The organism is Halomonas sp. WWR20 (genome assembly GCF_054602495.1).
On the sequence record NZ_JBTRHR010000001.1, the window covers coordinates 396436 to 418209 of the forward strand.

Sequence of the window (21774 nt, forward strand, 5' to 3'; positions counted from 1 at the left end):
AAAAAAAGCGCCCAGACTCTGTCGAGTCTGGGCGCGCTGTCGCATGCTTGAAGCGGCTGTCTTAACGCTTGGAGAACTGCGGACGCCGACGAGCTTTGCGAAGACCCACTTTCTTACGCTCAACTTCACGAGCGTCACGCGTGACATAACCGGCGGCACGTAAAGGCTTACGCAACTCTTCGTTGTAATCCATCAACGCCCGGGTGATGCCGTGACGAATCGCACCGGCTTGAGCAGAGCCGCCGCCACCCTTGACAGTAATGTAAACATCAAACTGACCGGTAGTTTCCGTCAACTCCAGTGGCTGACGAACAACCATCTGCGCAGTGACGCGACCGAAATACTCGCCCAGCTCGCGGCTGTTAATGGAAATCTTGCCGGTGCCCGGCTTCAGGAACACACGGGCGGTAGACGTCTTGCGGCGTCCGGTACCGTAATACTGTTGTGCCATGGTGGAGAAACCCCTCAGATGTTCAATTCTTGCGGCTGTTGCGCGGCGTGCGGATGTTCGGTGCCGGCGTAAACCTTGAGCTTGGAATACATGGCACGACCCAGCGGTCCCTTCGGCAGCATACCCTTCACGGCAGACTCGATAACGCGCTGCGGCGCATGATCGATCATCTTTTCGAAGGACATGGTGCGCAACCCACCCGGGTAGCCGGTGTGACGATAGTAATTCTTGGCCTGCGCCTTATTGCCGGTCACATGCACTTTTTCCGCATTGACGACCACGATGTAATCGCCGGTATCGACATGCGGAGTGTATTCCGGCTTATGCTTGCCGCGCAGACGGCGAGCAATCTCGGTAGCCAGACGACCGAGCGTCTTGTCAGTCGCGTCGACGACATACCAGTCGCGCTGGACGGACTGCGGCTTAGCACTGAACGTCTTCATGAGTTAATCACCAAATAAAAAATCGATTGGGTCGTACACCTTGCGGCGTCGGACCAGTCCCTATTTTTCTTGGTTGCCTTGGCCTGTAGGCCAGGCAACGGTCGAGCGAGGGCGCATTATACATGCCCATCCCAATAACGTTAAGGGGTAATTCACTCTGGCACGCCTACCGTCAGGCGACGCCGCTCAAGGTTTATGCGGCAATGCCAAGTACTCCTTGGACTGCATCTCCTGCAGACGCGACAGGGTTCGCTTGAACTCGAACGTCAGATTGCCCTGAGTGTACAGCGACTCGGCAGGCACCTCGGCCGACATCAGCAACTTGACACCGCGATCGTAGAACTCATCGACGAGATTGAGAAAGCGCCGAGCCTGATCTTCCTTTTGTATGCCCATCTGCGGGACATTCGACAGCAATACCGTGTGAAATTCCCGGGCCAGCTCGATATAGTCGTTCTGGCTACGCGGCCCATCGCACAGTTCGCGAAATTCGAACCACACCACGTCTTCATACAGCCGCCGCGCCCGCAGCACCCGATGATTGATGGGAATCTCGGCATCTCCTTCGCCCCAATTGCCGGCAATGGCACAAAAGCTCTGTTTCAGTTCCGCTTCGGCCGTGGCGTCGAGGGGATAGTGAAATATCTGAGCGTGCTCGAGGGCTCGCAATCGGTAGTCGATGCCCGAATCGACATTGACCACTTCGCAGTGACGCTTGAGCAGGTCGATCGCCGGCAAGAAACGCGCCCGCTGCAGGCCGTCCTTGTACAGTTCATCCGGCACGATATTGGATGTCGCCACCAGTACGACGCCCTGGGCGAACAGCGCCTCGAGCAGGTTGGCGAGAATCATCGCATCGGTAATGTCCTTGACGAAGAACTCGTCGAAGCAGATCACCCGCGCTTCCGCCGCAAACTTGGCAGCGATCAGTGTCAGTGGATTCTTTTCTCCCTTGTAATGCGTCAGCTCGTTGTGTACCCGCTGCATGAAGCGGTGAAAATGCGTACGCATCTTGTCGGGAAATGGCAGCGACTCATAAAACGTGTCGACCAAGTACGTCTTGCCCCGTCCCACGCCGCCCCAGAAATACAGCCCCATGACGGCCGGCGGCGCGTCGAACGGCTCCGGCCCCTTCTTCTTGCCGAACAGCCCCGCCACCTTCGACTTGAGGCCATTGCTTGAAGTGCCACTCGGCGTCGGCTTCGGAGTGCGCAGCAGCGCCTCATACAGCCGCTGCAGATGCTTGACGGCGTTCTCCTGCGCGGCGTCATACTGGAAATCGTCCCGCTGCAGATCCTGCCGGTATTTTTCCAACGGTGTCGGGGCTTGGGCTGTACTGGGTGGCGTAGTGGCACTCATGGAAACTAGACGATCCTCGGGCTGCAATCACATGTTGGCTCATTATACGCATCACCTGGCATCATGGCAGCGTGACATCCGCACACGTCGACACCACTCATGTTTGACCCAGGACACAACGGAACCGATATAATGGGCCTCAACGCCCGGTCGCATGCAGGAGCACGCGATGCTCCCGTGCTTGACCCGTGACCACAAGGAGAGCGCAGTGAACGAGAGCAACATCGACTGGATCCTGGCCATTGCCTGCTTTCTTGCAGGTATCGGTATCGGTGCACTCGGATACCATCTATTGAATGCCAACGTGGCACGCAATCAGAAAGTCCGCCAACGGCTGGCCGAAACCGAGCTTGAGCTCAGCCAGGTCAAGGATGCACTGAACGATCATTTTGCCAAGGCAGCCGATCTGGTCACCAGTATCCAGCGCCAGAGCCAGGAGCTCGAGCAGCAATTGTCCCTGGGGGCCGACCGCCTGTGTGACGACCTGCAACTCAAGCGTCGCCTGCACCAGCAGAACCAGCCGGACAGCGAAACGACAGATGCCGCCACTACCCCCCAAGTGCCACGCGACTATGCGGATGGCAACCAGGGCACGCTATCGGAAGACTATGGTCTCAGGCGCCAACTGGAAACCGAGCCGGATATCCCGCCGCGCTACTGAGACTTTGCCTATCCTCCTGCTCACCTGACATGAGCCTGTAAAAATCAAAAGAGGCCACTCCAAAGTGGCCTCTTGCGTAATTGGCGTGCTTATCAAGCGGGGTTGTCGATATCGACGAACCGATGCTCGATGGCGAAACGTTCTGCCAGCCACTCCCCCAGTGCCTTGACGCCATAACGCTCGGTAGCGTGATGGCCGGCCGCCACGTACGTTATTCCCATCTCACGGGCCATGTGAGTGGTGCGCTCGGAAATCTCTCCCGAAATAAACGCATCGGCACCGGCCTGCCAGGCGGCGCTCAACATGTCCTGAGCTCCCCCCGTACACCACGCTACGCGCCGAATCGCCCGCTCATGCCCGGCGATAACCAACGGCTCACGTTGCAAGCGCTCATGAATACGTCGGCCCAAAGCGGTACTGTCCATCTCGCTATCCGGGGCACCCAACCACACCAACCCTTGCCCCAGCTCGCCATCGGCGCAACCTTCAACCGTAAAGCCCAGCTGACGCCCCAGGCAGGCGTTATTGCCCAGGCCGACGTGGACATCCAGCGGCAAGTGATAGGCCAGCAGATTGATATCGTGTGCCAGCAAGGTTGCCAGACGCCGGCGCTTCATGCCGATCACTTCGACGGGTTCGTTCTTCCAGAAGTAACCGTGATGCACGAGTACCGTATCGGCCTGCCAGGCGACGGCTTCGTCCAGCAATGCCTGGCAGGCGGTCACACCGCTGAGGACCCGTCCGATCCGTTCGCGCCCCTCGACCTGCAAACCGTTGATCGTATAGTCCTTGATGCGCGACGGCTGCAGCTCCGTGTCAATAGCCTCAAGCAGGGTGTTGCGTGCAATCATCGGGGTTCTCCAGGCGCAAAGTGACAGGGGATGTTACACTCGGCCTCATTGTAACGGCTGTGTCGGCAGCCATCGACCCGCCCGCCGTCGACAAGGAATCCTTTATGCATCGTCCCTGGGCGCCGTTTGTCTGGCCCATCATCAGCGGTGTTCTGCTGGCTATCGTGTTGCTCGAGTTGTTCCCCGGATTGCTGGGAAACGCCCCTTCCCCGCAGCCAGCGACATCGGCGCCGCAGGGCGCCTACTCGACAACACCTCCCCCCGCCGCATCTCAAGAGGCACCCGATATTGTCGAGGCCCCCGTGCTGGGAAGGCAGCAGGGGCCTGCCAGCTATGCCTCGGCCGTCGAACAGGCGGCTCCTGCGGTGGTCAACATCTACTCGTCGCGGATGGTCGAACGCGAGCAGCACCCGCTGATGTCGGATCCGTTTTTCAATCAATTCTTCGATGATGACATGCCCCGCCGTCAGCGCATGCTGTCCAGTCTGGGCTCTGGGGTCATCGTCAGCCGCGAAGGCTACGTGCTGACCAATCATCATGTCATTCGCGGCGCCGACGAAATCCAGGTGGCCCTGCGCGACGGGCGGGAAACCCTCGCCAAACTGGTGGGAAGCGATCCCGAGAGCGATCTGGCCGTGCTCAAGATCGATCTTCCCAAGCTACCGGTCATTGCCCTGGGCGACTCGGAACAGGCCGCCGTGGGAGATGTGGCCCTGGCCATCGGCAACCCCTTCGGCTTCGGACAGACGGTGACGATGGGCATCATCAGCGCTCTGGGGCGCAACCATCTGGGCCTGAACGCCTACGAGGACTTCATCCAGACCGACGCCGCCATCAATCCCGGTAACTCGGGAGGCGCGCTGGTCAACAGCGAAGGCGCACTGGTCGGCATCAACACGGCCATCTTCTCACGCTCGGGCGGCTCGCAAGGGATCGGCTTTGCCATACCCGCCAATCTGGCCCGGGAAATCCTCGACGCCATCGTCACCCGGGGGCGCGTGATCCGCGGCTGGCTGGGAATCCAGGCCCAGGAAATGACCCCCGACCTGGCGGCATCGTTCGGACTCAATGCACTACGCGGCGTGGTGATCACCAGCGTACAAAGCGAGGGTCCGGCGGCGCAGGCCGGCTTGCAGACGGGAGACGTGCTGCTCGAGATCGGCCAACAGCCGATCGTGGATGCTCGCGAGGCGATGAACGACATTGCAGAGATCGAGCCCGGCACCTCGTTGCCGCTGAAGGTGATGCGCAATGGCGAAATTGACAGTTTCACCGTCACGGTCGGTGAACGCCCCGCGCTCTCTACTACCCCCTAGAAATCGTGGGATGTGCAACGTTTCGGCCCCGCAGGCGATACTGCCTGCGGGGCCGAAACGTCGATTCATAGAAAGCTTGGGAAATCAGGACTCGCGAATGCGATTCTCTGCCGAGCGCGCGTGAGCCGTCAGCGACTCGCCCCGGGCGAGTACCGAAGCGATTTTCCCCAGACGCGAAGCGCCTTCCGGCGAGCAGTGAATCAGTGACGAGCGCTTCTGGAAATCGTAGACCCCCAGCGGCGAAGAAAAGCGTGCCGTTCCCGAGGTCGGCAATACGTGATTGGGTCCCGCGCAATAGTCGCCCAGCGCTTCGGCCGTGTAGCGCCCCATGAAGATAGCCCCGGAATGCCGGACGTTATCCGCCATCGCCTCAGGATCGGCCACCGACAGTTCAAGATGTTCCGGCGCGATGCGGTTGATTATCTCGATCGCTTCATCGCGGTCACGGCACAACACCAGCGCACCGCGGCGCTCAAGCGATGTGCGAACGATCGCCTCGCGTTCCAGCGTCGGCAACAAGCGAGCGATGGCGTCCCTCACCGCTTCGAGGTGATTCGCGTCCCAGGTCACGAAGATCGCCTGGGCATCTTCATCGTGCTCGGCCTGGGAAAACAGATCCATGGCCAGCCACTCGGGATCCGTTTCTCCATCGGAGACCACGAGAATCTCCGAAGGACCGGCAATCATGTCGATCCCTACCTGGCCGAAGACCGCCCGCTTGGCCGTGGCCACGAAGATGTTGCCGGGACCGACGATCTTGTCCACCCGCGGCACGCTCTGGGTGCCATAGGCCAGCGCCGCGATGGCCTGGGCGCCCCCCACGGTAAAGACATGATCGACCCCAGCCAGATAGGCGGCGGCCAGCACCAGCTCGTTGAGCACGCCATCCGGGGTCGGCACCACCATGACGATTTCCTTGACGCCAGCCACGTGGGCGGGAATGGCATTCATCAGCACCGATGACGGATAGGCCGCCTTGCCGCCCGGCACATAGATCCCGGCCCGGTCCAGCGGGGTGACTTTCTGCCCCAGCACGCTGCCATCCGCCTCGGTGTACTGCCACGATTCGGGTTTCTGCCGCTGATGATAATCGCGGATACGCTCGGCAGCCTGCGACAAAGCCTCGCGCTGTTCACTCGGCAACCCCACGTACGCCTCTTCCAGGCTTGCGGCGCTCAAGGTCAGCTCGGCCATGCTCGACACCTCGAGCCGGTCGAAACGATTGGAATACTCGATCAGCGCCGCATCGCCGCGTTGCCTGACGGCCGCCAGGATTTCCTGTACCCGCTGCTGCACTTCCGCGTCGGAGACCCCCTCCCACGACAGCAGGGAGTCGAGGCGAGCATCGAAATCGTCATCGCGCGTGGAAAGGCGCGTGATACGGGGAGAATTGTGGGTCATGGCATTCACCTGAGCATTGTTGGCGTCACGCCTCGTCACGCCTCGAGCGACGCGCCTGCACGGCGTCGCTCAGGCGAGCGAGCAAGGGTTTGAGGCGATCATGTTTCATCGTCATGGATGCCTTGTTGACCACCAGACGAGTACTGATGTCGGCGATCAGCTCGCGCGGCTCCATGCCGTTGGCACGCAGGGTATTCCCCGTATCGACAATATCGACGATCTCATCGGCGAGATTCATCAAGGGCGCCAGCTCCATCGCACCGTAAAGCTTGATGACTTCAGCCTGAATCCCCTGCTCGGCGTAGTAGCGGCGCGCCACATTGACGAACTTCGTCGCTACACGCCGTCGTGCCCGTGCCGGCTGGGCGCCCTGAATACCGGCCGTCATCAGGCGACAGTGGGAAATGTCCAGGTCGAGCGGCTCGTAGAGCCCCTCGGCGCCATGCTCAAGCAGCACGTCCTTGCCCGCCACCCCCAAGTCCGCGGCTCCCAGCTGAACATAGGTCGGCACGTCCGTGGCACGGATCACCACCAGCTTGACGTCCGGCAAGTTGGTATCGAACAGCAGCTTGCGGCTCTTGCCGAAATCATCGGCCGGTGTGATGCCGGCAGCCGCCAGCAGCGGCAGGGTTTCCTGCAGAATACGGCCCTTGGACAGGGCAAGAATCAGTTGCTTACTCATGGATCACAATCGCAGTTCGGCGGCATGTTGGTGACTTACGGCCCATCGTGGAAACTCCCTATCCGGACTCGCCGGTGGCTTCAGTCACGCCGATGCCCTCGGGCAGGCGTGTTGGTTAGCCAGGCACACGACGAATTTTAGCGCCCAGTAACTGTAGTTTCTCTTCAATACACTCATACCCGCGGTCGATATGGTAGATACGATCGACCAGCGTTTCCCCCTCGGCCATCATCGCCGCCACGACCAGGCTTGCCGAGGCGCGCAGATCGGTGGCCATGACCGGCGCGCCGGACAAGTGCGCCACACCGGTGACGATCGCCGTGTTGCCTTCAAGCGCGATCCTCGCACCCATTCGGCCAAGCTCCTGAACATGCATGAAGCGATTTTCGAATATGGTTTCCACCACCGTGCCCGTTCCCTCGGCGACAGCGTTCAGCGCCACGAACTGCGCCTGCATGTCGGTGGGAAAGGCCGGGTATGGCGCGGTGCGAATATTGACGGCCTTGGGACGCCGTCCGTGCATGTCCAGCTCGATCCAATCGTCGCCACTGGTAACCGAGGCCCCGGCCTCCTCCAGCTTGACCAGCACCGCCTCGAGAATATCGGCGCGCGTCTTGCGCACCCGAACCCGGCCTCTGGTCGCCGCCGCTGCCACCAGAAACGTACCGGTCTCGATGCGGTCGGGCATCACATCGTAATGACAGCCATGCAGGCGCTTGACTCCCTCGATGACGATAGTCGCGCTGCCATGCCCCCGAATATTGGCACCCATCGCGATCAAGCACTCCGCCAGGTCCACCACCTCGGGCTCGCGCGCCGCATTCTCAAGAATCGTGGTGCCCTCGGCCAGGGTGGCCGCCATCAATAGATTCTCGGTTCCGGTGACGGTGACGGTATCCAGGACGATATGCGCGCCCTTGAGCCGACCCTCGACGCGCGCCCGAATATAGCCGCCTTCGACAAGAATCTCGGCTCCCATCGCCTCGAGACCGCGAATGTGCAGGTCCACGGGGCGGGTACCGATAGCACATCCGCCCGGAAGCGAGACATCGGCGGAACCGAAGTGAGCGAGCAGCGGCCCCAACACCAGGATCGAGGCACGCATCTTCTTGACCAGCTCATAAGGCGCGTGGCAATCCCGCACCTGAGAGCCATCGAGCTGGATACTCATTCTCTCGCCCATCACGGGCTCGACCCCCATCCGGCCCAACAGCTCGAGGGTAGTCGTAATATCCTGCAGGTGGGGCAGGTTACCGATAATAACCGGCTCGTCCGCCAGCAGCGTGGCAGCCAGAATCGGCAATGCGGAATTCTTGGCCCCGCTTGCCCAAACCTCACCATCGAGAGGCCCGTTGCCGGTGATGATCAACTTGTCCATGACGTTCCGCTTTAGGTGCTGGCGTTTTCGGGCGCCTTTTCCCACTGTTCCGGGGTATAGGTCTTGATGCTTACGGCATGTAGCTCACCACTGGCAATCTCTTCGGAAAGCGCACCGTAAATCAGCTGCTGACGCTTCACCGGGGTCAGGCCAGAGAACACCTCGCCCACCGCGATGACTTGGAAATTGCAGCCCTCCCCCTGGATATGGAACTGACAATCATCGATACGAGACTCTAGCAGCGTCTTGACATCATTAGGTTGCATGGATCGTGATGACTCCTGTAAACGACACGAATGCACCGCAACACATCCGCGCACTAAACTAAAAAAGGATGCCTATAGTAAAGGAAAACGGGCGCCTCTGGCGACGCCCGTCTCGACGACATGAAAATTCACCCGGATCAGGCAGGCTCAGCATCCGTAGGCGTCTTGTTGCCTGGCAGCAGGCATTCGAGTTCGGCAATGGCGGCCAGCCTCGCCAAGGGGGCCGATAACGAGACCGAGGCGATGGTCACCCCGTGCGTCTTGGCGGTACGTATCCACTCCAATAACACACTGAGCACCGCGCTACTGGCTCTCTCAACTCCGGTGAGGTCGAGCGTCACATGCGTTGAGGCCGATTGCTTTCTGAGCCACTCGTTACCGGCAGCGGCCAGCGGTGCCGCGGTCTCGAAATCCGCCTCGCCGCTGACCGTCAGCCGGCAGTCGTCACACACCTCCAGACGACCGTCCTCACGATCCAGCAGCACACTCATTGCTGACCGCCCTGCTCCAGCTCCTCGGTAGCCACTTCCGGCGACCAGTTGGCGATCACCGCATCGATATCCCGGTTGTTGTCACGCATTGCCTGGTCGAACTGGTTGCGGAAGGTCAGTCCCAGATTGATACCGTTGACGATGACATTGACGACCCGCCACTCGCCATCCTGCTGGCGCAAGGTGTAACTGACCGGGTAAACCTCCCCGCTGGTGGAGACCACTTCCATCGCCACGCTGGCCTGATCCTCGTACCGGCTGCCCTGCTCGTTATCCAGCACACGCAAGGTGTCGTAGTCGAACGTCACCAGCCCCTTGGCGTACGTATTAATCAAGGTCTGACGAAAGGTGTCGACGAAGCGTGAGCGCTGCTCGGGGGTGGCATTGCGGAAATAGCGTCCCATGACGCTGGCGCCGATGTAGCGAAAGTCGGCAACGTCTCTAAGACTTTCGTCGACCAGGGCCCGGAGCTCATCCTCATGCTCGACATAATAATTCTGGCGCCCTTCAAGCTTTGCCATCAAGGCATCGACGTTCTCGCGAATCAGCTGCTCGGGGGATTGCTGAGCATGGGCTGTCAGAGACGTCAACGTCAGACAGGCGATCAGCGCCAGCAGTACGCGACGCCATGCAACCGATGGAAACTGGGTCATGTTGCCTCCTTGAGATGTCATTCCTGAACCATTCCGGACACGAATTGCTGGATGAGTTCCTCCAGGACAAGCGCCTTCTGAGTATCGCGCACAGTGTCTCCATCCTCGAGGGTTTCCGGGTCTCCGCCCACGCTCAAGCCGATATACTGCTCGCCCAGTAGCCCGGCGGTCAGAATCGCAGCCGTGGTGTCGCGCGACAGCTTGTTTTCCAGATCGCCATCCAGTTCCATCGTGACGCGGGCATCGTACCATTCCGGATCAAGCTCGATCGACGTCACGCGCCCTACCGTCACACCCGACATGGTCACTCGGGAGCGTGCCTTCAAGCCACCGATATTGGCGAAGTTGGCGTGCAGGGTAAACGTTTCCTCGGGCAGGCCTAGTCCCAGGCCGCTGACACGCAAGCCGAGAAACACCAGCCCCAGGATCCCCGCCAGCATGAATACGCCGACCCCAAACTCCATCATCTTGCTGCGCTTCATCCAAGTTCTCCAAACATCAGCGCGGTCAGCACGAAATCCAGTCCGAGCACCGCCAGCGAGGCATAGACCACAGTACGCGTCGTGGCCCGGGATATACCCTCCGATGTCGGGATCAGGTCATAACCCTGGAATACTGCAATCCAGGTCACCACCAGCCCGAACACCAGGCTCTTTGCCATACCGTTCATTACATCATCGAAGAAATCGACGCTGTCCTGCATGTTGCTCCAGTAGGAGCCTTCGAAGACGCCCAGCCATTGCACGCCCACCAGATAGCCGCCCCAGATACCGACAACGCTGAACCCCACGGTCAGCAGGGGCAATGACACGAAACCCGCCCATAGGCGTGGCGCCACGATACGCCGCAACGGGTCGACACCGATCATTTCCATGCTGCTCAACTGCTCGGTGGCTTTCATCAAGCCGATTTCGGCGGTTAGCGCCGAACCCGCTCGCCCGGCAAACAACAGCGCCGCAACGACCGGCCCCAGTTCACGCAGCAGCGACAGGGCAACCATTTGCCCCAGTGCGTCTTCGGCCCCGAACCCCTCCAGAATCGTGAACCCCTGCAGGGCCAGAACCATGCCGATGAACAGCCCCGAGACCAGAACGATTGCCAGCGACATGACGCCGACGAAGTGCATCTGGCGCAGCCAGAGATGCCACCCCTCGCGCGAGGGAATCGAGAGGGCAGCCTGGGCCAGAAACATTCCTGCCCGCCCCAGGGCATACAAGAACTCCAGGGTACCGCGCCCCAGCGAGGCGACACGCCGCATCATGGCCGTCTACTCCCTGTCGACAGGATATCGGAATAGAAATCGGGCGCCGGATAGTGGAACGGCACCGGCCCGTCAGGCTCGCCATGCACAAACTGCTTGACGCGTGCATCTGCATTCACATTGAGCGTTTCGGGCGTGCCATGGGCCATGACCTGCCCATCGGCGATTATGTAGACGTAATCGGCAATCGTCAGGGTCTCCTTGATATCATGAGACACTACGATGGCGGTCAGCCCCAGCGCCTGATTGACACGTTTGATCAGCTGCACCAGCACCCCCATGGAAATCGGGTCCTGTCCCACGAAGGGCTCATCGTAGAGAATCAACTCCGGGTCAAGCGCCACTGCGCGCGCCAGCGCCACCCTGCGAGCCATGCCGCCGGACAGCTCGGACGGCATCAGATCGCGCGCCCCGCGTAATCCCACCGCCTGCAGCTTCATCAGTACGATGTCACGAATCATGGCTTCCGACAGGTCGGTATGCACCCTGATCGGAAAGGCCACGTTCTCGAACACGCTGAGATCCGAGAAGAGCGCCCCGCTTTGAAACAGCATGCCCATGCGCCGGCGTAAGCGAAATAGCGCTCGCCGCGACAGCCGGTGGACATCATGCCCATCGATACGCACACTTCCCGCATCGGGCACCAGCTGACCGCCGATAAGCTTGAGCAACGTGGTCTTGCCCGTCCCGCTGGGCCCCATGATGGCGGTAATCTTGCCCAATGGTATGCGCAGATCGACGCCGCGGAAGATCTCGTTCTCGCCGCGGGCATAGTGCAATCCCTCGATCTCGACCAGTACCGGGTCGTCCATACGGCTCCTGCTCTCAATCAAAAATTATCGAACATCGTATCCTAACCCCATCTTGCTCGCCAGCATTTACCTTGCATCCCCATCGCTCGATGCGTTTAATGAACGCCCATTCGCCTATTGATGGACTTGCATGCTGCTTTCACTGGTTGCGATCATCGTCGGCCTGCTGGGCCTGATCTGGAGTGCGGATCGCTTCGTGGAAGGCGCCGCAGCTACTGCGCATCGTGCCGGCATGAGTAAATTGCTGGTGGGATTGACGGTGGTGTCCATCGGCACGTCCGCTCCGGAAATTCTGGTGTCGCTGATGGCTGCGCTGTCCGATAAGCCCAACCTGGCGACCGGCAACGCTCTGGGCTCCAACATTGCCAACCTCGGGCTGGTGCTTGGCGCCACCGCGCTGGTGGCGCCGATTCCCGTTCACGTCTCACTCGTACGGCGAGAGCTGCCCCTGCTGATGGTGGCAACCCTACTGGCGGGCATCGTCCTCCTGAATGGGAGACTGGGCATTGTCGATGGCATCGCATTACTGGCGATGCTGGGTATCAGCCTATGGTGGCTGATCCGCACCGACAGCGCTGCCGGGACTGAGGAGCATGTGCCGGACATGGGGCCGGGACGCGCCCTGACATGGCTGATCGTCGGCCTGGTGCTGCTGTCGCTCAGCTCGCGCCTGCTGGTCTGGGGCGCCTCCAACGTCGCCTCGGCCTTTGGCGTCAGCGATCTGGTGATCGGGCTTACCGTGGTCGCCATCGGCACCAGCCTTCCGGAACTCGCCGCCAGCGTGGCCAGCGCCCTCAAGCGACAGCACGACATTGCGATCGGCAACATCATAGGTTCCAACCTGTTCAATATGCTTATCGTGCTTCCCGTGCCAGCCCTGCTGGCTCCGGGGCCCACCGATTCCCAGGCGCTTACGCGCGACTATCCGATGATGCTCGGACTGACGCTGCTGCTTGCCGTCGTCCTGATCATGCGCCGGCATGCCTCGCTGGGCAGGCCCACCGGTAGCATATTGCTGCTGGCTTACCTGGGCTACACGACCCTTCTTGTGCTAGGCGCCATCCCGCAAGACCAGGGCACTTGAGCCAGCCATCGCAAGAGGCAACAATCACCCCATGAGCATAATGACCGATTACGACTTTCGCGCCAGCGCACGGCGCACGCTGACGCTCGAACAGCAGGCCATCGCCGCGCTGATTGCCAAGCTGTCCGAGGATTTCGATCGCGCCTGCCACCTGGCGCTAGCCTGCCAGGGGCGGGTCGTGGTTACCGGCATGGGAAAGTCCGGCCATGTCGCGCGCAAGATCGCCGCCACGCTGGCCAGCACCGGCACCCCGGCCTTTTTCGTTCACCCCGGGGAGGCCAGCCATGGCGACCTGGGCATGATCACGCCCAAGGATGTGGTACTGGCGCTGTCCAATTCCGGCGAGACCGGCGAAGTGACGGCGCTGTTACCGCTGCTCAAACGCATGGGCGCGCCACTGATCAGCATGACCGGCCGCCCCGGATCGACACTGGCTCGGCATGCCGATGCCCACCTCGATGCCGGCGTCGAGCGTGAAGCCTGTCCGCTGGATCTGGCGCCGACGTCATCGACAACCGCCGCGCTGGCACTCGGCGATGCTCTCGCAGTGGCCCTGCTCGAGGCCCGCGGCTTTACCGCCGAGGACTTCGCCCTTTCCCACCCCGGCGGCTCGCTGGGACGTCGCCTGCTGCTCAAAGTGGAAGATCTCATGCATACCGGCGAGCGCCTGCCGAGCGTGGCATTGGGCAGTCCACTACGTGACGCCCTGCTGGAAATCACCCGCAAGGGGTTGGGGTTCACCTGCGTGGTGGATGATCAGGGCCATCTGGCCGGCGTCTATACCGATGGCGACTTGCGGCGTACGCTGGATCAGCATGCCGACTTGCGCACCCTGAGGGTGGACGAGGTCATGACGCGTGGCGGCAGAACCATCCGCCCCGAACTACTGGCCGCCGAAGCGGTGCGTATAATGGAAGATCACCGAATCACTGCCCTGGCGGTCGTCGATGATCAGGAGCGCCCCGTCGGCGCCCTGCATATGCACGACCTGCTGACCCACGGCGTCATCTAAGGAGAAGGAATTCATGGCTCAGGACACCCGCTTACTCGACAAAGCCCGCCAGATCCGCCTACTGGTACTGGATGTGGACGGCGTCATGACGGATGGCACCCTGTATTTCCAAGCCGACGGGCAGGAGCTCAAGGCATTCAACATCCTCGATGGCCAAGGCCTCAAGCTGCTGCGCCAGAGCGGTATGCATGTCGCTCTGATTACCGGCCGCGAATCCTCCATGGTGAGCCGTCGCGCCGATGAACTGGGTATCGAGCATGTCGTGCAGAGTCGTTCCGACAAGCTTGCCGCCCTGACGGAGCTACGCCACACGCTGGGCCTGGAAATGCCCCAGATCGCCTATTGCGGTGACGACCTTCCCGACCTCGCCGCCATCTGCCGTGTCGGCCTGGGTATCAGTGTGCCCAATGCGCCGCAGTACGTTCGCCAGAACGCCGCCTGGGTCACCGAACGGCATGGCGGCCATGGCGCGGTCCGCGAGATTTGCGACCTGCTGCTCGAAGCGCAGGGTCATTGGGCCTCGGTGCTCGATACCTACCTCCACGGCCAGCTTCGAGGCTGATCGTGAAGATGCGGTTCTCCCCCCGCCTGCGTTCCCGCGTGTGGCTGGCCTTGATACTGGTCGCGCTCGGCGCCGTGCTCGCCGTGTTCGAACAGCGCGACGCCATGCGCCCAGGGCCGGTCCCCAGCGACGAAGCCGGTGAGCCCGACTACTTTCTCGAAGGGGTCACGCTGACGCGCTTCGATAACCAGGGCCAGCCTTATCAGCGCCTCGAGACTCCCCGGCTCGTGCATACCCCCATCGACGACGTGATCCGCACCGTCAGTCCCCAAGCGCGCCTGCTCGACGCCCAGTCACGTGTCTGGGTCGCCAGCGGCGAACATGGACGACTCGGCCCTGATGGCCGACATCTCACCCTCGAAGGCCAGGCTCGCCTGCAGCAACCCGAAGAGGGCTGGCGGCTCGACACGCAGACCCTGCACTACGACAGCGTCGAGGCGCATGCCTGGAGCGATAGCGAAGCCACGCTACATCAGCACGACCAGCGCGTGAGCGGCGAACGCTTCGATGCCTGGATCAATGAAGAGCGCATGCGCCTGACAGGCAACGTGCGCGGTCATCATCCACCGCTTGCCGAGGATCCCTCATGATTCGAACTTTCATCGCCGTCTTGACGTTTGCCCTGCTGGGCTTCATCTCGGCCCCCGCTTTTGCTCTCGAGGGAGATGCCAGCGCGCCCATCGAGATCGCCGCGGACCGCCTGGAACTCAACGACATTCAAGGTACGGCCGTCTACAGCGGTAATGTCGATATGCAACAGGGCAGCATGAAGCTGCGCGCCGAACGCGTCGAGATCCAGCGCAACGATAGCGGCGAAGTCACCCAGGTCACCGCCACCGATAGCGCCGATCGCGCTTATCTCGAACAGCAGCCGGCGCCTCAGGAGCCTGTCGTCAAGGGCTGGGGCAAGACCATTATCTATCATGCCGGCGAGCGTCGGGTGGAACTCGTCAACCAGGCCGAACTCCACCAGGGCGGCGACACCTTCAACGGCGCCTACGTGGAATACTTTCTCGACCAGCGTCAGGTTGAGGCCCGCTCTGATGCCCAGGGAACCGACCGTCAACGCGTACGCATGACGCTTACGCCTCAGCAGCAATAGTCCGACGCTGCCTGTCGCCCCCTATCGGCATGGCAGCCTCACGAGCCTCTGACAAGGAACCTCTCATGAAGACCCTGAGCGCCGCCAATCTGGCCAAGAGCTACAAGGGCCGCCGGGTGGTCCACGACATCAGCCTGACCATCCGCCAAGGCAGTATTGTCGGCTTGCTGGGTCCCAACGGCGCCGGCAAGACCACCTCCTTCTATATGATTGTCGGCCTGGTCCGCGCCGATGCCGGCGACGTGCGTATCGATGACCAGGACCTCTCGCGAGCCGCCATGCATAAGCGCGCCCGGGCCGGTATCGGCTACCTGCCCCAGGAAGCCTCGATTTTCCGCAAGCTGTCGGTGGCGGACAATATCATGGCCATCCTCGAGACCCGCTCCGATCTCGGCAAAAGCGACCGCAAGGCACGCCTCGAAGAGCTGCTCGAGGAGTTTCATATCGGTCATATTCGCAACAACCTAGGCATGAGCCTGTCAGGAGGCGAGCGGCGACGGGTGGAGATTGCCCGGGCGCTTGCCACCGAGCCGGCATTCATCCTGCTCGATGAACCCTTTGCCGGCGTCGACCCCATTTCGGTGGGCGAGATCAAGAGCATCATTCGCCAGTTGAGGGATCGCGATATCGGCGTGTTGATTACCGATCATAACGTTCGCGAAACGCTGGATATTTGCGATAACGCCTACATCGTAGGCGATGGGCGCATTATTGCCGAAGGCCGCACCGAGGCGATCCTTGCCAATCAGCGCGTACGCGATGTCTACCTGGGTCACGAATTCCGGCTCTAATGCGCTCTCCAAGCGTCGCCAGCTTGACGCCTATACGCTAGCGGTCAACGACATGCAACAACTCCGACGATCATGGCATGATTGTTGCTTACCCACTTGCAAGTCATGCTCCGCGCAGATAACGTAGGTTATTCATTAGCGGCAAGTGACCCTTCATCACCATGGCCATGAAACCTACGCTGCAGCTTCGTGTCGGCACTCAGCTGACCATGACCCCTCAGCTCCAGCAGGCGATTCAGCTCCTTCAGCTTTCGACATTGGACCTGCGCCAGGAAATTCAGCAGGCCCTGGAATCCAACCCCATGCTGGAGCTCGACGAGGCGTTTGGCGAACAGGAAACCCTCGAAACTCCGGAAGACGACTGGGCAAGCGACATTCCCGAGGAGCTTGCCCTGGACAGCGAATGGTCGGACACCTATCAGGACGTAGCTCCTGCAAGCGGATCTTCGGGCAGCAGCGAGGACGGGCCGGACTTCGAACGTAACGCCACCAGCATGAGCCTGCGGGATCACCTGAACTGGCAACTGGCGATGACCGACTTTTCGGACCGGGATCGACTGATTGCCGAGAGCCTGATCGATGCCGTGGGCAACGATGGCTATCTCAACGCGCCCTTGGACGAGTTGACGGAAGGCTTGCGGGATCAAGGGCTCAGCGGCCTCAGACTCAGCGATGTCGAGCATGTGCTGATGCACATACAACAGTTCGACCCTACCGGCATCTGCGCCCGGGATCTTCGTGAATGCCTGTTGCTGCAGCTTGGCAACCTGCCCGAGAACACGCCATTGCTGCCCCAGGCCAAGCGCCTGGTGCGACAGTTCCTCGACGTGCTGGCCAGCAATGACCGCAAGCAGCTCAAGCGACGGCTACGCCTGGAGGATGACGAACTCGACGCGGTCATCGCCATGATCCGCACGCTGGACCCGCGTCCGGGACAGGGCTTTGACGATAGTGGCAGCGCCTATGTCATCCCCGACCTGGTGGCCCGTCATAGCCGGGAGGGCTGGCGCATCGAGCTCAACCCCGAAGCGCTGCCCAGGGTGCGCATCCAGCCCGATTATGCCGCCCTGATCAAACGCGCCGACAAAAGCGACGACAATACTTTCATGAAGCAGCATCTCCAGGAAGCCCGCTGGCTGCTCAAGAGCCTGTCCAGTCGCAACGACACCCTGCTCAAGGTGGGACGCGAGATCATGACCCGCCAGTTCGACTTCCTGACCCTCGGCGAAGAGGCCATGAAACCGCTGGTGCTCGCCGATATCGCCCAGACGGTGGACATGCACGAATCGACGATTTCCCGGGTGACCACGCAGAAATTCATCCATACCCCACGCGGCGTCTTCGAGCTCAAATATTTCTTTTCCAGTCATGTGGGCGGCGTGGGAGGAGAAGGCGACGCCCATTCCAGCACCGCGATTCGCGCGCGTCTGAAAAAGCTGATCGGGGACGAGCCGCCACGCAAGCCCCTCTCCGATAGCAAACTCGTCGACTTGCTGGCGGAGGATGGCATCCAGGTTGCACGTCGTACAATCGCCAAGTACCGCGAAGCGATGGGCATCCCCCCTTCCAGCGAACGCAAGCGTCTCGCCTGACGTGGCTCAACCCGAGCGCAGGGGTATGCAGCAGCATAAAAAGGATTACAATCAAATCGCACCCGTTGGAAAAGGAGCGTGCCATGCAAGTCAATATCACCGGCCATCATGTTGAAGTGAGTGACGCCCTGCGTAACTATATGAACGAAAAGCTCGCCCGAATGGAACGTCACTATGACAACATCACTCTCGCTCATGTGATGCTTTCCGTTGAAAAGGAACGCCAGCAAGCCGCTTGCACGCTCCATGTAGCCGGTGCAGATCTGCATGCCGACGCGCAGGACAATGACATGTACGCCGCCATCGACGCCCTGGCCGACAAGCTCGATCGCCAATTGGTCAAACACAAGGAAAAAGCTCAGGCCCGTGCCCAAGGCACCGACGCCCGCTAGCTCCCTACCATGACATTGGAAAACATCCTGCCCCCCGAGCGCACGCTGTTCGATGTGACCGGGGGAAGCAAAAAAAGGGTGCTGGAATTCTTCAGCACCTTTATCGCTCAGAACACGCCCAGCCTCGACAGTCAGGAAGTCTTCAGCCGCCTGATCGGCCGAGAGCGTCTGGGCAGTACCGGCATCGGTAACGGTGTCGCCATCCCCCATGCGCGCAACCCGCACTGCAAAAACCCGATTGCCGGTTTTCTGCGCCTGCAGCAGCCTATCGATTTCGACGCCATCGACGGCGAACCCGTGGATCTTCTCTTCGTTCTGCTGGTACCCGAGCAGGCCGATGATACGCATCTGTCGCTATTGGCCCAGGTTGCCGGAATCATGAACGATGCCTCGACCCGGACGAGGCTGCGCAAGGCACAGAGCCAGCGCGAACTGTATGACATCCTGATCCATGCGATCCGGCAACCCGAACCCGGCAGTTAAGGATCGCGCATGCAGCTAGTCATCATCAGCGGCCGTTCCGGTTCAGGAAAATCCGTAGCGCTGCAGGCACTTGAAGATCTCGGCTATTACGCGATCGACAACCTGCCTGCAAACCTTCTGGTCTCCTTGATCAATGAGCTGCAAACGGCTCCCGCCACGCGCAACAATATTGCCGTGAGCATCGATGCACGTAATCTTCCCGAGTCGCTGGAACGCTTTCCCGCACTCCTCGAGGGGGTTCGTGAACGCGGCATCGACAGCCAGGTCGTCTACCTGACCGCCGATTCCAAGATTCTGCTGGAGCGTTATTCGGCGACCCGCCGCCGCCATCCGTTGACCCGCGGCAGCGAAATGAGCCTGGCGGAAGCCATCGAGCACGAACAGCACTACCTGACGCCGATCCGCCTCATGGCGGATCTGGTCATCGACACTTCCAGTCTCTCGGTGCACGACCTGCGCGGGCGTATTGCCGAGCAGGTCGCACGTCACACCGGACGCAACCTGACACTGACGTTCGAGTCGTTCGGCTACAAGAAAGGCGTGCCGCTCGATGCGGACATGGTGTTTGACGTGCGCTGCCTGCCCAACCCCTACTGGGACCCGCGGCTACGGGCCTTCAATGGGCGTGATGTCGAAATCATCCGGTTTCTGGAGGGCTATCCCGATGTCCTCGCCATGGGTGATGATATCCGCGACTGGCTGGAACGCTGGATGCCGGCCTACCTGGCCAGCAACCGCAGCTATTTGACCGTGGCGGTGGGCTGCACCGGCGGTCAGCATCGCTCCGTCTACCTGGTCGAACGCTTAGCCACGCACTTCGCCCAGCAAATGTCCGGCGTCCGGCTACGCCACCGTGAACTGGGCGTTCAGAGCGCACTGCAGGCCCCCTAACATGCCCCGACGTGAAATGACCCTGATCAATCGACGCGGCCTGCACGCCCGCGCAGCCACCAAACTGGTTCAGTGCTGTCAGCCCTACCAGGCAAAGGTCAACGTCGCCCACGGTTCGCGTATCGCCGACGCCGCCAATATCATGTCACTGCTGATGTTGGCCGCCCCCTACGGCAGCGTATTGGAAGTCAGCGCCGAAGGTGAAGATGCCGACGCCGTGCTGGAAGCGCTGACGACCCTGTTCGAGTCCCGCTTCGAGGAAGACGCCTGAGCCTGAGCCTAGACGCTACACTCCACCTCACTCGTCTTGGCGGCCGCAAGCGTATTTTACGAACAATGTTTCTTTTCGCTCATCTCGCGTCTCGACGATGGTAGAATCGACCTCACCTACGTGCCGTTATAAACGTGCGCGCCCCGCGAGAATCGACAGAAGGTACCGCTGCCGATGAGCACCGATCCCGAGAAGCTACAGCCCCGCCTGGCCAGGCTCAATGAAGCGCTGGAGAGTGGCGCCTTGGACCAGGCGCGCCGCATGCTCAATCGTGGCCTGGCTCCTGTGGATGTCGCCCACCTTCTCGAATCGACGCCGCCTCGCGAGCGCAACCTGCTCTGGGAATTGATTGATCCCGAGTTGCAGGGCGAAGTGCTGCAGTATCTCAACGAAGACATCCAGACCGAATTCCTCAATCGCATGGACGCGGAACAATTGCTTTCCGCTACCGAGGGGCTGGATATCGACGATCTCGCCGACATCCTGCAGCGTCTGCCCAACACCGTCATCCTCGAAGTGCTCCAGTCGATGGAGACCCAGGAACGCCAGCGTATCGAAACGGTGCTCTCCTATCCCGAGGACACGGCCGGCGGGCTGATGAACACGGACACCATCACGATCCGTCCCGACATTACGCTGGATGTGGTGCTGCGTTATATCCGCCGTCACGAACGATTGCCCGACTCCACCGATACGCTGCTGGTCGTGACCCGCCGGGATGAACTGATCGGCGCTCTGCCGATCAATCGCCTGCTGGTGTCGGATCCTTCGATGTCGGTACGCGAAGTCATGGAAACCGATACCGTGGCCATCCAGGCGACGACGGCGGAAACCGACGTCGCCAACCTGTTCGAGAAGCTCGATCTCATTTCCGCCCCGGTCGTCAGCACCGACGGCAGGCTGCTCGGGCGTATCACTATCGACGATGTCGTCGATGTCATTCGTGGCAATGCCGAACATCGGGTCATGAGCATGGCGGGGCTCGACGAGGACGAAGACACCTTCGCCCCGGCGCTGCGCACCAGCCGTCGCCGCGCCGTGTGGCTGGGCATCAATCTAGCGACCGCCTTCATGGCCTCGGCCGTTATCGGCTTGTTCGAAACCACTATCCAGCAGGTGACGGCACTCGCCGTGCTCATGCCAATCGTCGCCAGCATGGGCGGAATCGCCGGCTCCCAGGCCCTGACCGTGCTGATTCGCGGCATTGCCCTGGGCCACGTCTCGGGCAGCAATGTCCGCTGGCTGCTCAACCGTGAGCTCATCGTCGGGCTGATCAATGGCATCCTGTGGGCGCTTGTCGTCGCCGTCATTGCCGTCGTCTGGTTTCGAGATGTGACATTGGGCTGGATCATCGGCACGGCAGTGATCATCAACCTGCTCACCGCGGCGCTGGTCGGCACGCTCCTGCCGGTACTGCTCAAGAAAATCAGGATTGACCCGGCGCTCTCGGGCAGTGTCATTCTGACCACCGTCACCGATGTCATCGGCTTCATGGCCTTCCTGGGTCTGGCTACCCTGTTCTATCTATGACGCCGCGGCATCTTCCGCAGCAGCATTTTCCTTCTAAAA

27 protein-coding genes are annotated in these 21774 nt (G+C 61.0%); 14 read left to right on the plus strand and 13 right to left on the minus strand.

From position 1 onward, the window contains the following. Nucleotides 1-61: 61 nt before the first annotated feature. The 3 genes from rpsI to zapE all read right to left on the minus strand — a co-directional run bounded on the left by rpsI (nucleotide 62) and on the right by zapE (nucleotide 2253). Complete coding sequence (rpsI, locus tag ACW4DH_RS01840; RefSeq protein ID WP_459634641.1) at nucleotides 62-451, minus strand: 30S ribosomal protein S9; 390 nt, start codon at nucleotides 449-451, stop codon at nucleotides 62-64. Between the two features lie 14 nt (nucleotides 452-465). Then, nucleotides 466-894 carry a 50S ribosomal protein L13 gene (gene rplM, locus ACW4DH_RS01845; RefSeq protein WP_459634642.1) on the minus strand — a complete coding sequence of 143 codons (429 nt, stop codon included), beginning with the start codon at nucleotides 892-894 and terminating at the stop codon, nucleotides 466-468. Nucleotides 895-1080: 186 nt separating this feature from the next. Continuing rightward, entirely contained in the window at nucleotides 1081-2253 is a 1173-nt protein-coding gene (zapE, locus tag ACW4DH_RS01850) for a cell division protein ZapE (RefSeq protein WP_459634643.1), read from the minus strand. Nucleotides 2254-2461: 208 nt separating this feature from the next. Between zapE and ACW4DH_RS01855 the strand changes: the two genes are divergently transcribed. Next, nucleotides 2462-2914: a Z-ring associated ZapG family protein gene (locus tag ACW4DH_RS01855; RefSeq protein ID WP_459634644.1), complete on the plus strand. Its 453-nt coding sequence runs from the start codon at nucleotides 2462-2464 to the stop codon at nucleotides 2912-2914. A gap of 92 nt (nucleotides 2915-3006) precedes the next feature. Here the strand turns inward: ACW4DH_RS01855 and ACW4DH_RS01860 are convergent, their stop codons facing one another. Then, on the minus strand, nucleotides 3007-3765 hold the full coding sequence (locus tag ACW4DH_RS01860) for a Nif3-like dinuclear metal center hexameric protein (protein ID WP_459634645.1): 759 nt from the start codon (nucleotides 3763-3765) through the stop codon (nucleotides 3007-3009). 104 nt (nucleotides 3766-3869) lie between these two features. Here ACW4DH_RS01860 and ACW4DH_RS01865 point away from each other — a divergent pair, with 104 nt between their 5' ends. Beyond that, nucleotides 3870-5081 carry a Do family serine endopeptidase gene (locus tag ACW4DH_RS01865; RefSeq protein WP_459634646.1) on the plus strand — a complete coding sequence of 404 codons (1212 nt, stop codon included), beginning with the start codon at nucleotides 3870-3872 and terminating at the stop codon, nucleotides 5079-5081. An 84-nt stretch (nucleotides 5082-5165) separates the two neighbouring features. Here ACW4DH_RS01865 and hisD read toward each other — a convergent pair whose 3' ends face one another. From hisD to ACW4DH_RS01910, 9 genes are all read right to left on the minus strand, one after another. Further along, a complete protein-coding gene (hisD, locus tag ACW4DH_RS01870; protein WP_459634647.1) occupies nucleotides 5166-6482 on the minus strand; it encodes a histidinol dehydrogenase in 1317 nt (438 codons plus the stop codon). A 25-nt stretch (nucleotides 6483-6507) separates the two neighbouring features. Then, a complete protein-coding gene (hisG, locus tag ACW4DH_RS01875; protein ID WP_459634648.1) occupies nucleotides 6508-7164 on the minus strand; it encodes an ATP phosphoribosyltransferase in 657 nt (218 codons plus the stop codon). A gap of 115 nt (nucleotides 7165-7279) precedes the next feature. Continuing rightward, nucleotides 7280-8542, minus strand: coding sequence for a UDP-N-acetylglucosamine 1-carboxyvinyltransferase (murA, locus tag ACW4DH_RS01880; RefSeq protein ID WP_459634649.1), 1263 nt, complete (start codon nucleotides 8540-8542; stop codon nucleotides 7280-7282). A gap of 11 nt (nucleotides 8543-8553) precedes the next feature. After that, nucleotides 8554-8808 carry a BolA family protein gene (locus tag ACW4DH_RS01885; RefSeq protein ID WP_459634650.1) on the minus strand — a complete coding sequence of 85 codons (255 nt, stop codon included), beginning with the start codon at nucleotides 8806-8808 and terminating at the stop codon, nucleotides 8554-8556. Nucleotides 8809-8945: 137 nt separating this feature from the next. After that, complete coding sequence (locus tag ACW4DH_RS01890; RefSeq protein ID WP_459634651.1) at nucleotides 8946-9299, minus strand: STAS domain-containing protein; 354 nt, start codon at nucleotides 9297-9299, stop codon at nucleotides 8946-8948. Further along, nucleotides 9296-9952: an MlaC/ttg2D family ABC transporter substrate-binding protein gene (locus tag ACW4DH_RS01895; protein WP_459634652.1), complete on the minus strand. Its 657-nt coding sequence runs from the start codon at nucleotides 9950-9952 to the stop codon at nucleotides 9296-9298. Before ACW4DH_RS01895 ends, ACW4DH_RS01890 begins: the two co-directional genes overlap by 4 nt. Before the next feature lie 17 nt (nucleotides 9953-9969). Then, on the minus strand, nucleotides 9970-10434 hold the full coding sequence (mlaD, locus tag ACW4DH_RS01900; protein ID WP_459634653.1) for an outer membrane lipid asymmetry maintenance protein MlaD: 465 nt from the start codon (nucleotides 10432-10434) through the stop codon (nucleotides 9970-9972). Next, nucleotides 10431-11213 (minus strand): lipid asymmetry maintenance ABC transporter permease subunit MlaE, encoded by a 783-nt coding sequence (gene mlaE, locus ACW4DH_RS01905; protein WP_459634654.1) that lies wholly within the window; start codon nucleotides 11211-11213, stop codon nucleotides 10431-10433. The genes mlaD and mlaE overlap by 4 nt, the downstream gene beginning before the upstream one ends. Continuing rightward, on the minus strand, nucleotides 11210-12025 hold the full coding sequence (locus tag ACW4DH_RS01910) for an ABC transporter ATP-binding protein (RefSeq protein ID WP_459634655.1): 816 nt from the start codon (nucleotides 12023-12025) through the stop codon (nucleotides 11210-11212). The genes mlaE and ACW4DH_RS01910 overlap by 4 nt, the downstream gene beginning before the upstream one ends. A gap of 130 nt (nucleotides 12026-12155) precedes the next feature. Between ACW4DH_RS01910 and ACW4DH_RS01915 the strand changes: the two genes are divergently transcribed. The 12 genes from ACW4DH_RS01915 to mgtE all read left to right on the plus strand — a co-directional run bounded on the left by ACW4DH_RS01915 (nucleotide 12156) and on the right by mgtE (nucleotide 21735). Next, a complete protein-coding gene (locus tag ACW4DH_RS01915) occupies nucleotides 12156-13109 on the plus strand; it encodes a calcium/sodium antiporter (protein ID WP_459634656.1) in 954 nt (317 codons plus the stop codon). 31 nt (nucleotides 13110-13140) lie between these two features. After that, nucleotides 13141-14121 (plus strand): KpsF/GutQ family sugar-phosphate isomerase, encoded by a 981-nt coding sequence (locus ACW4DH_RS01920; RefSeq protein ID WP_459634657.1) that lies wholly within the window; start codon nucleotides 13141-13143, stop codon nucleotides 14119-14121. A gap of 13 nt (nucleotides 14122-14134) precedes the next feature. Next, on the plus strand, nucleotides 14135-14683 hold the full coding sequence (locus ACW4DH_RS01925) for a KdsC family phosphatase (RefSeq protein ID WP_459634658.1): 549 nt from the start codon (nucleotides 14135-14137) through the stop codon (nucleotides 14681-14683). An 8-nt stretch (nucleotides 14684-14691) separates the two neighbouring features. Beyond that, entirely contained in the window at nucleotides 14692-15273 is a 582-nt protein-coding gene (lptC, locus tag ACW4DH_RS01930; RefSeq protein WP_459634925.1) for an LPS export ABC transporter periplasmic protein LptC, read from the plus strand. Then, complete coding sequence (lptA, locus tag ACW4DH_RS01935; protein ID WP_459634659.1) at nucleotides 15270-15785, plus strand: lipopolysaccharide transport periplasmic protein LptA; 516 nt, start codon at nucleotides 15270-15272, stop codon at nucleotides 15783-15785. The genes lptC and lptA overlap by 4 nt, the downstream gene beginning before the upstream one ends. Before the next feature lie 65 nt (nucleotides 15786-15850). Then, nucleotides 15851-16576: an LPS export ABC transporter ATP-binding protein gene (gene lptB, locus ACW4DH_RS01940; protein ID WP_459634660.1), complete on the plus strand. Its 726-nt coding sequence runs from the start codon at nucleotides 15851-15853 to the stop codon at nucleotides 16574-16576. A gap of 161 nt (nucleotides 16577-16737) precedes the next feature. Beyond that, nucleotides 16738-18168 (plus strand): RNA polymerase factor sigma-54, encoded by a 1431-nt coding sequence (locus tag ACW4DH_RS01945; RefSeq protein WP_459634661.1) that lies wholly within the window; start codon nucleotides 16738-16740, stop codon nucleotides 18166-18168. Nucleotides 18169-18251: 83 nt separating this feature from the next. Next, a complete protein-coding gene (gene hpf / locus ACW4DH_RS01950) occupies nucleotides 18252-18560 on the plus strand; it encodes a ribosome hibernation-promoting factor, HPF/YfiA family (RefSeq protein ID WP_459634662.1) in 309 nt (102 codons plus the stop codon). 9 nt (nucleotides 18561-18569) lie between these two features. Further along, nucleotides 18570-19043: a PTS IIA-like nitrogen regulatory protein PtsN gene (gene ptsN / locus ACW4DH_RS01955; protein WP_459634663.1), complete on the plus strand. Its 474-nt coding sequence runs from the start codon at nucleotides 18570-18572 to the stop codon at nucleotides 19041-19043. Between the two features lie 9 nt (nucleotides 19044-19052). Continuing rightward, a complete protein-coding gene (gene rapZ / locus ACW4DH_RS01960) occupies nucleotides 19053-19934 on the plus strand; it encodes an RNase adapter RapZ (protein WP_459634664.1) in 882 nt (293 codons plus the stop codon). A 1-nt stretch (nucleotide 19935) separates the two neighbouring features. Next, complete coding sequence (locus tag ACW4DH_RS01965) at nucleotides 19936-20205, plus strand: HPr family phosphocarrier protein (protein WP_459634665.1); 270 nt, start codon at nucleotides 19936-19938, stop codon at nucleotides 20203-20205. Between the two features lie 174 nt (nucleotides 20206-20379). Beyond that, on the plus strand, nucleotides 20380-21735 hold the full coding sequence (mgtE, locus tag ACW4DH_RS01970; RefSeq protein ID WP_459634666.1) for a magnesium transporter: 1356 nt from the start codon (nucleotides 20380-20382) through the stop codon (nucleotides 21733-21735). The last annotated feature ends 39 nt before the right edge of the window (nucleotides 21736-21774 follow it).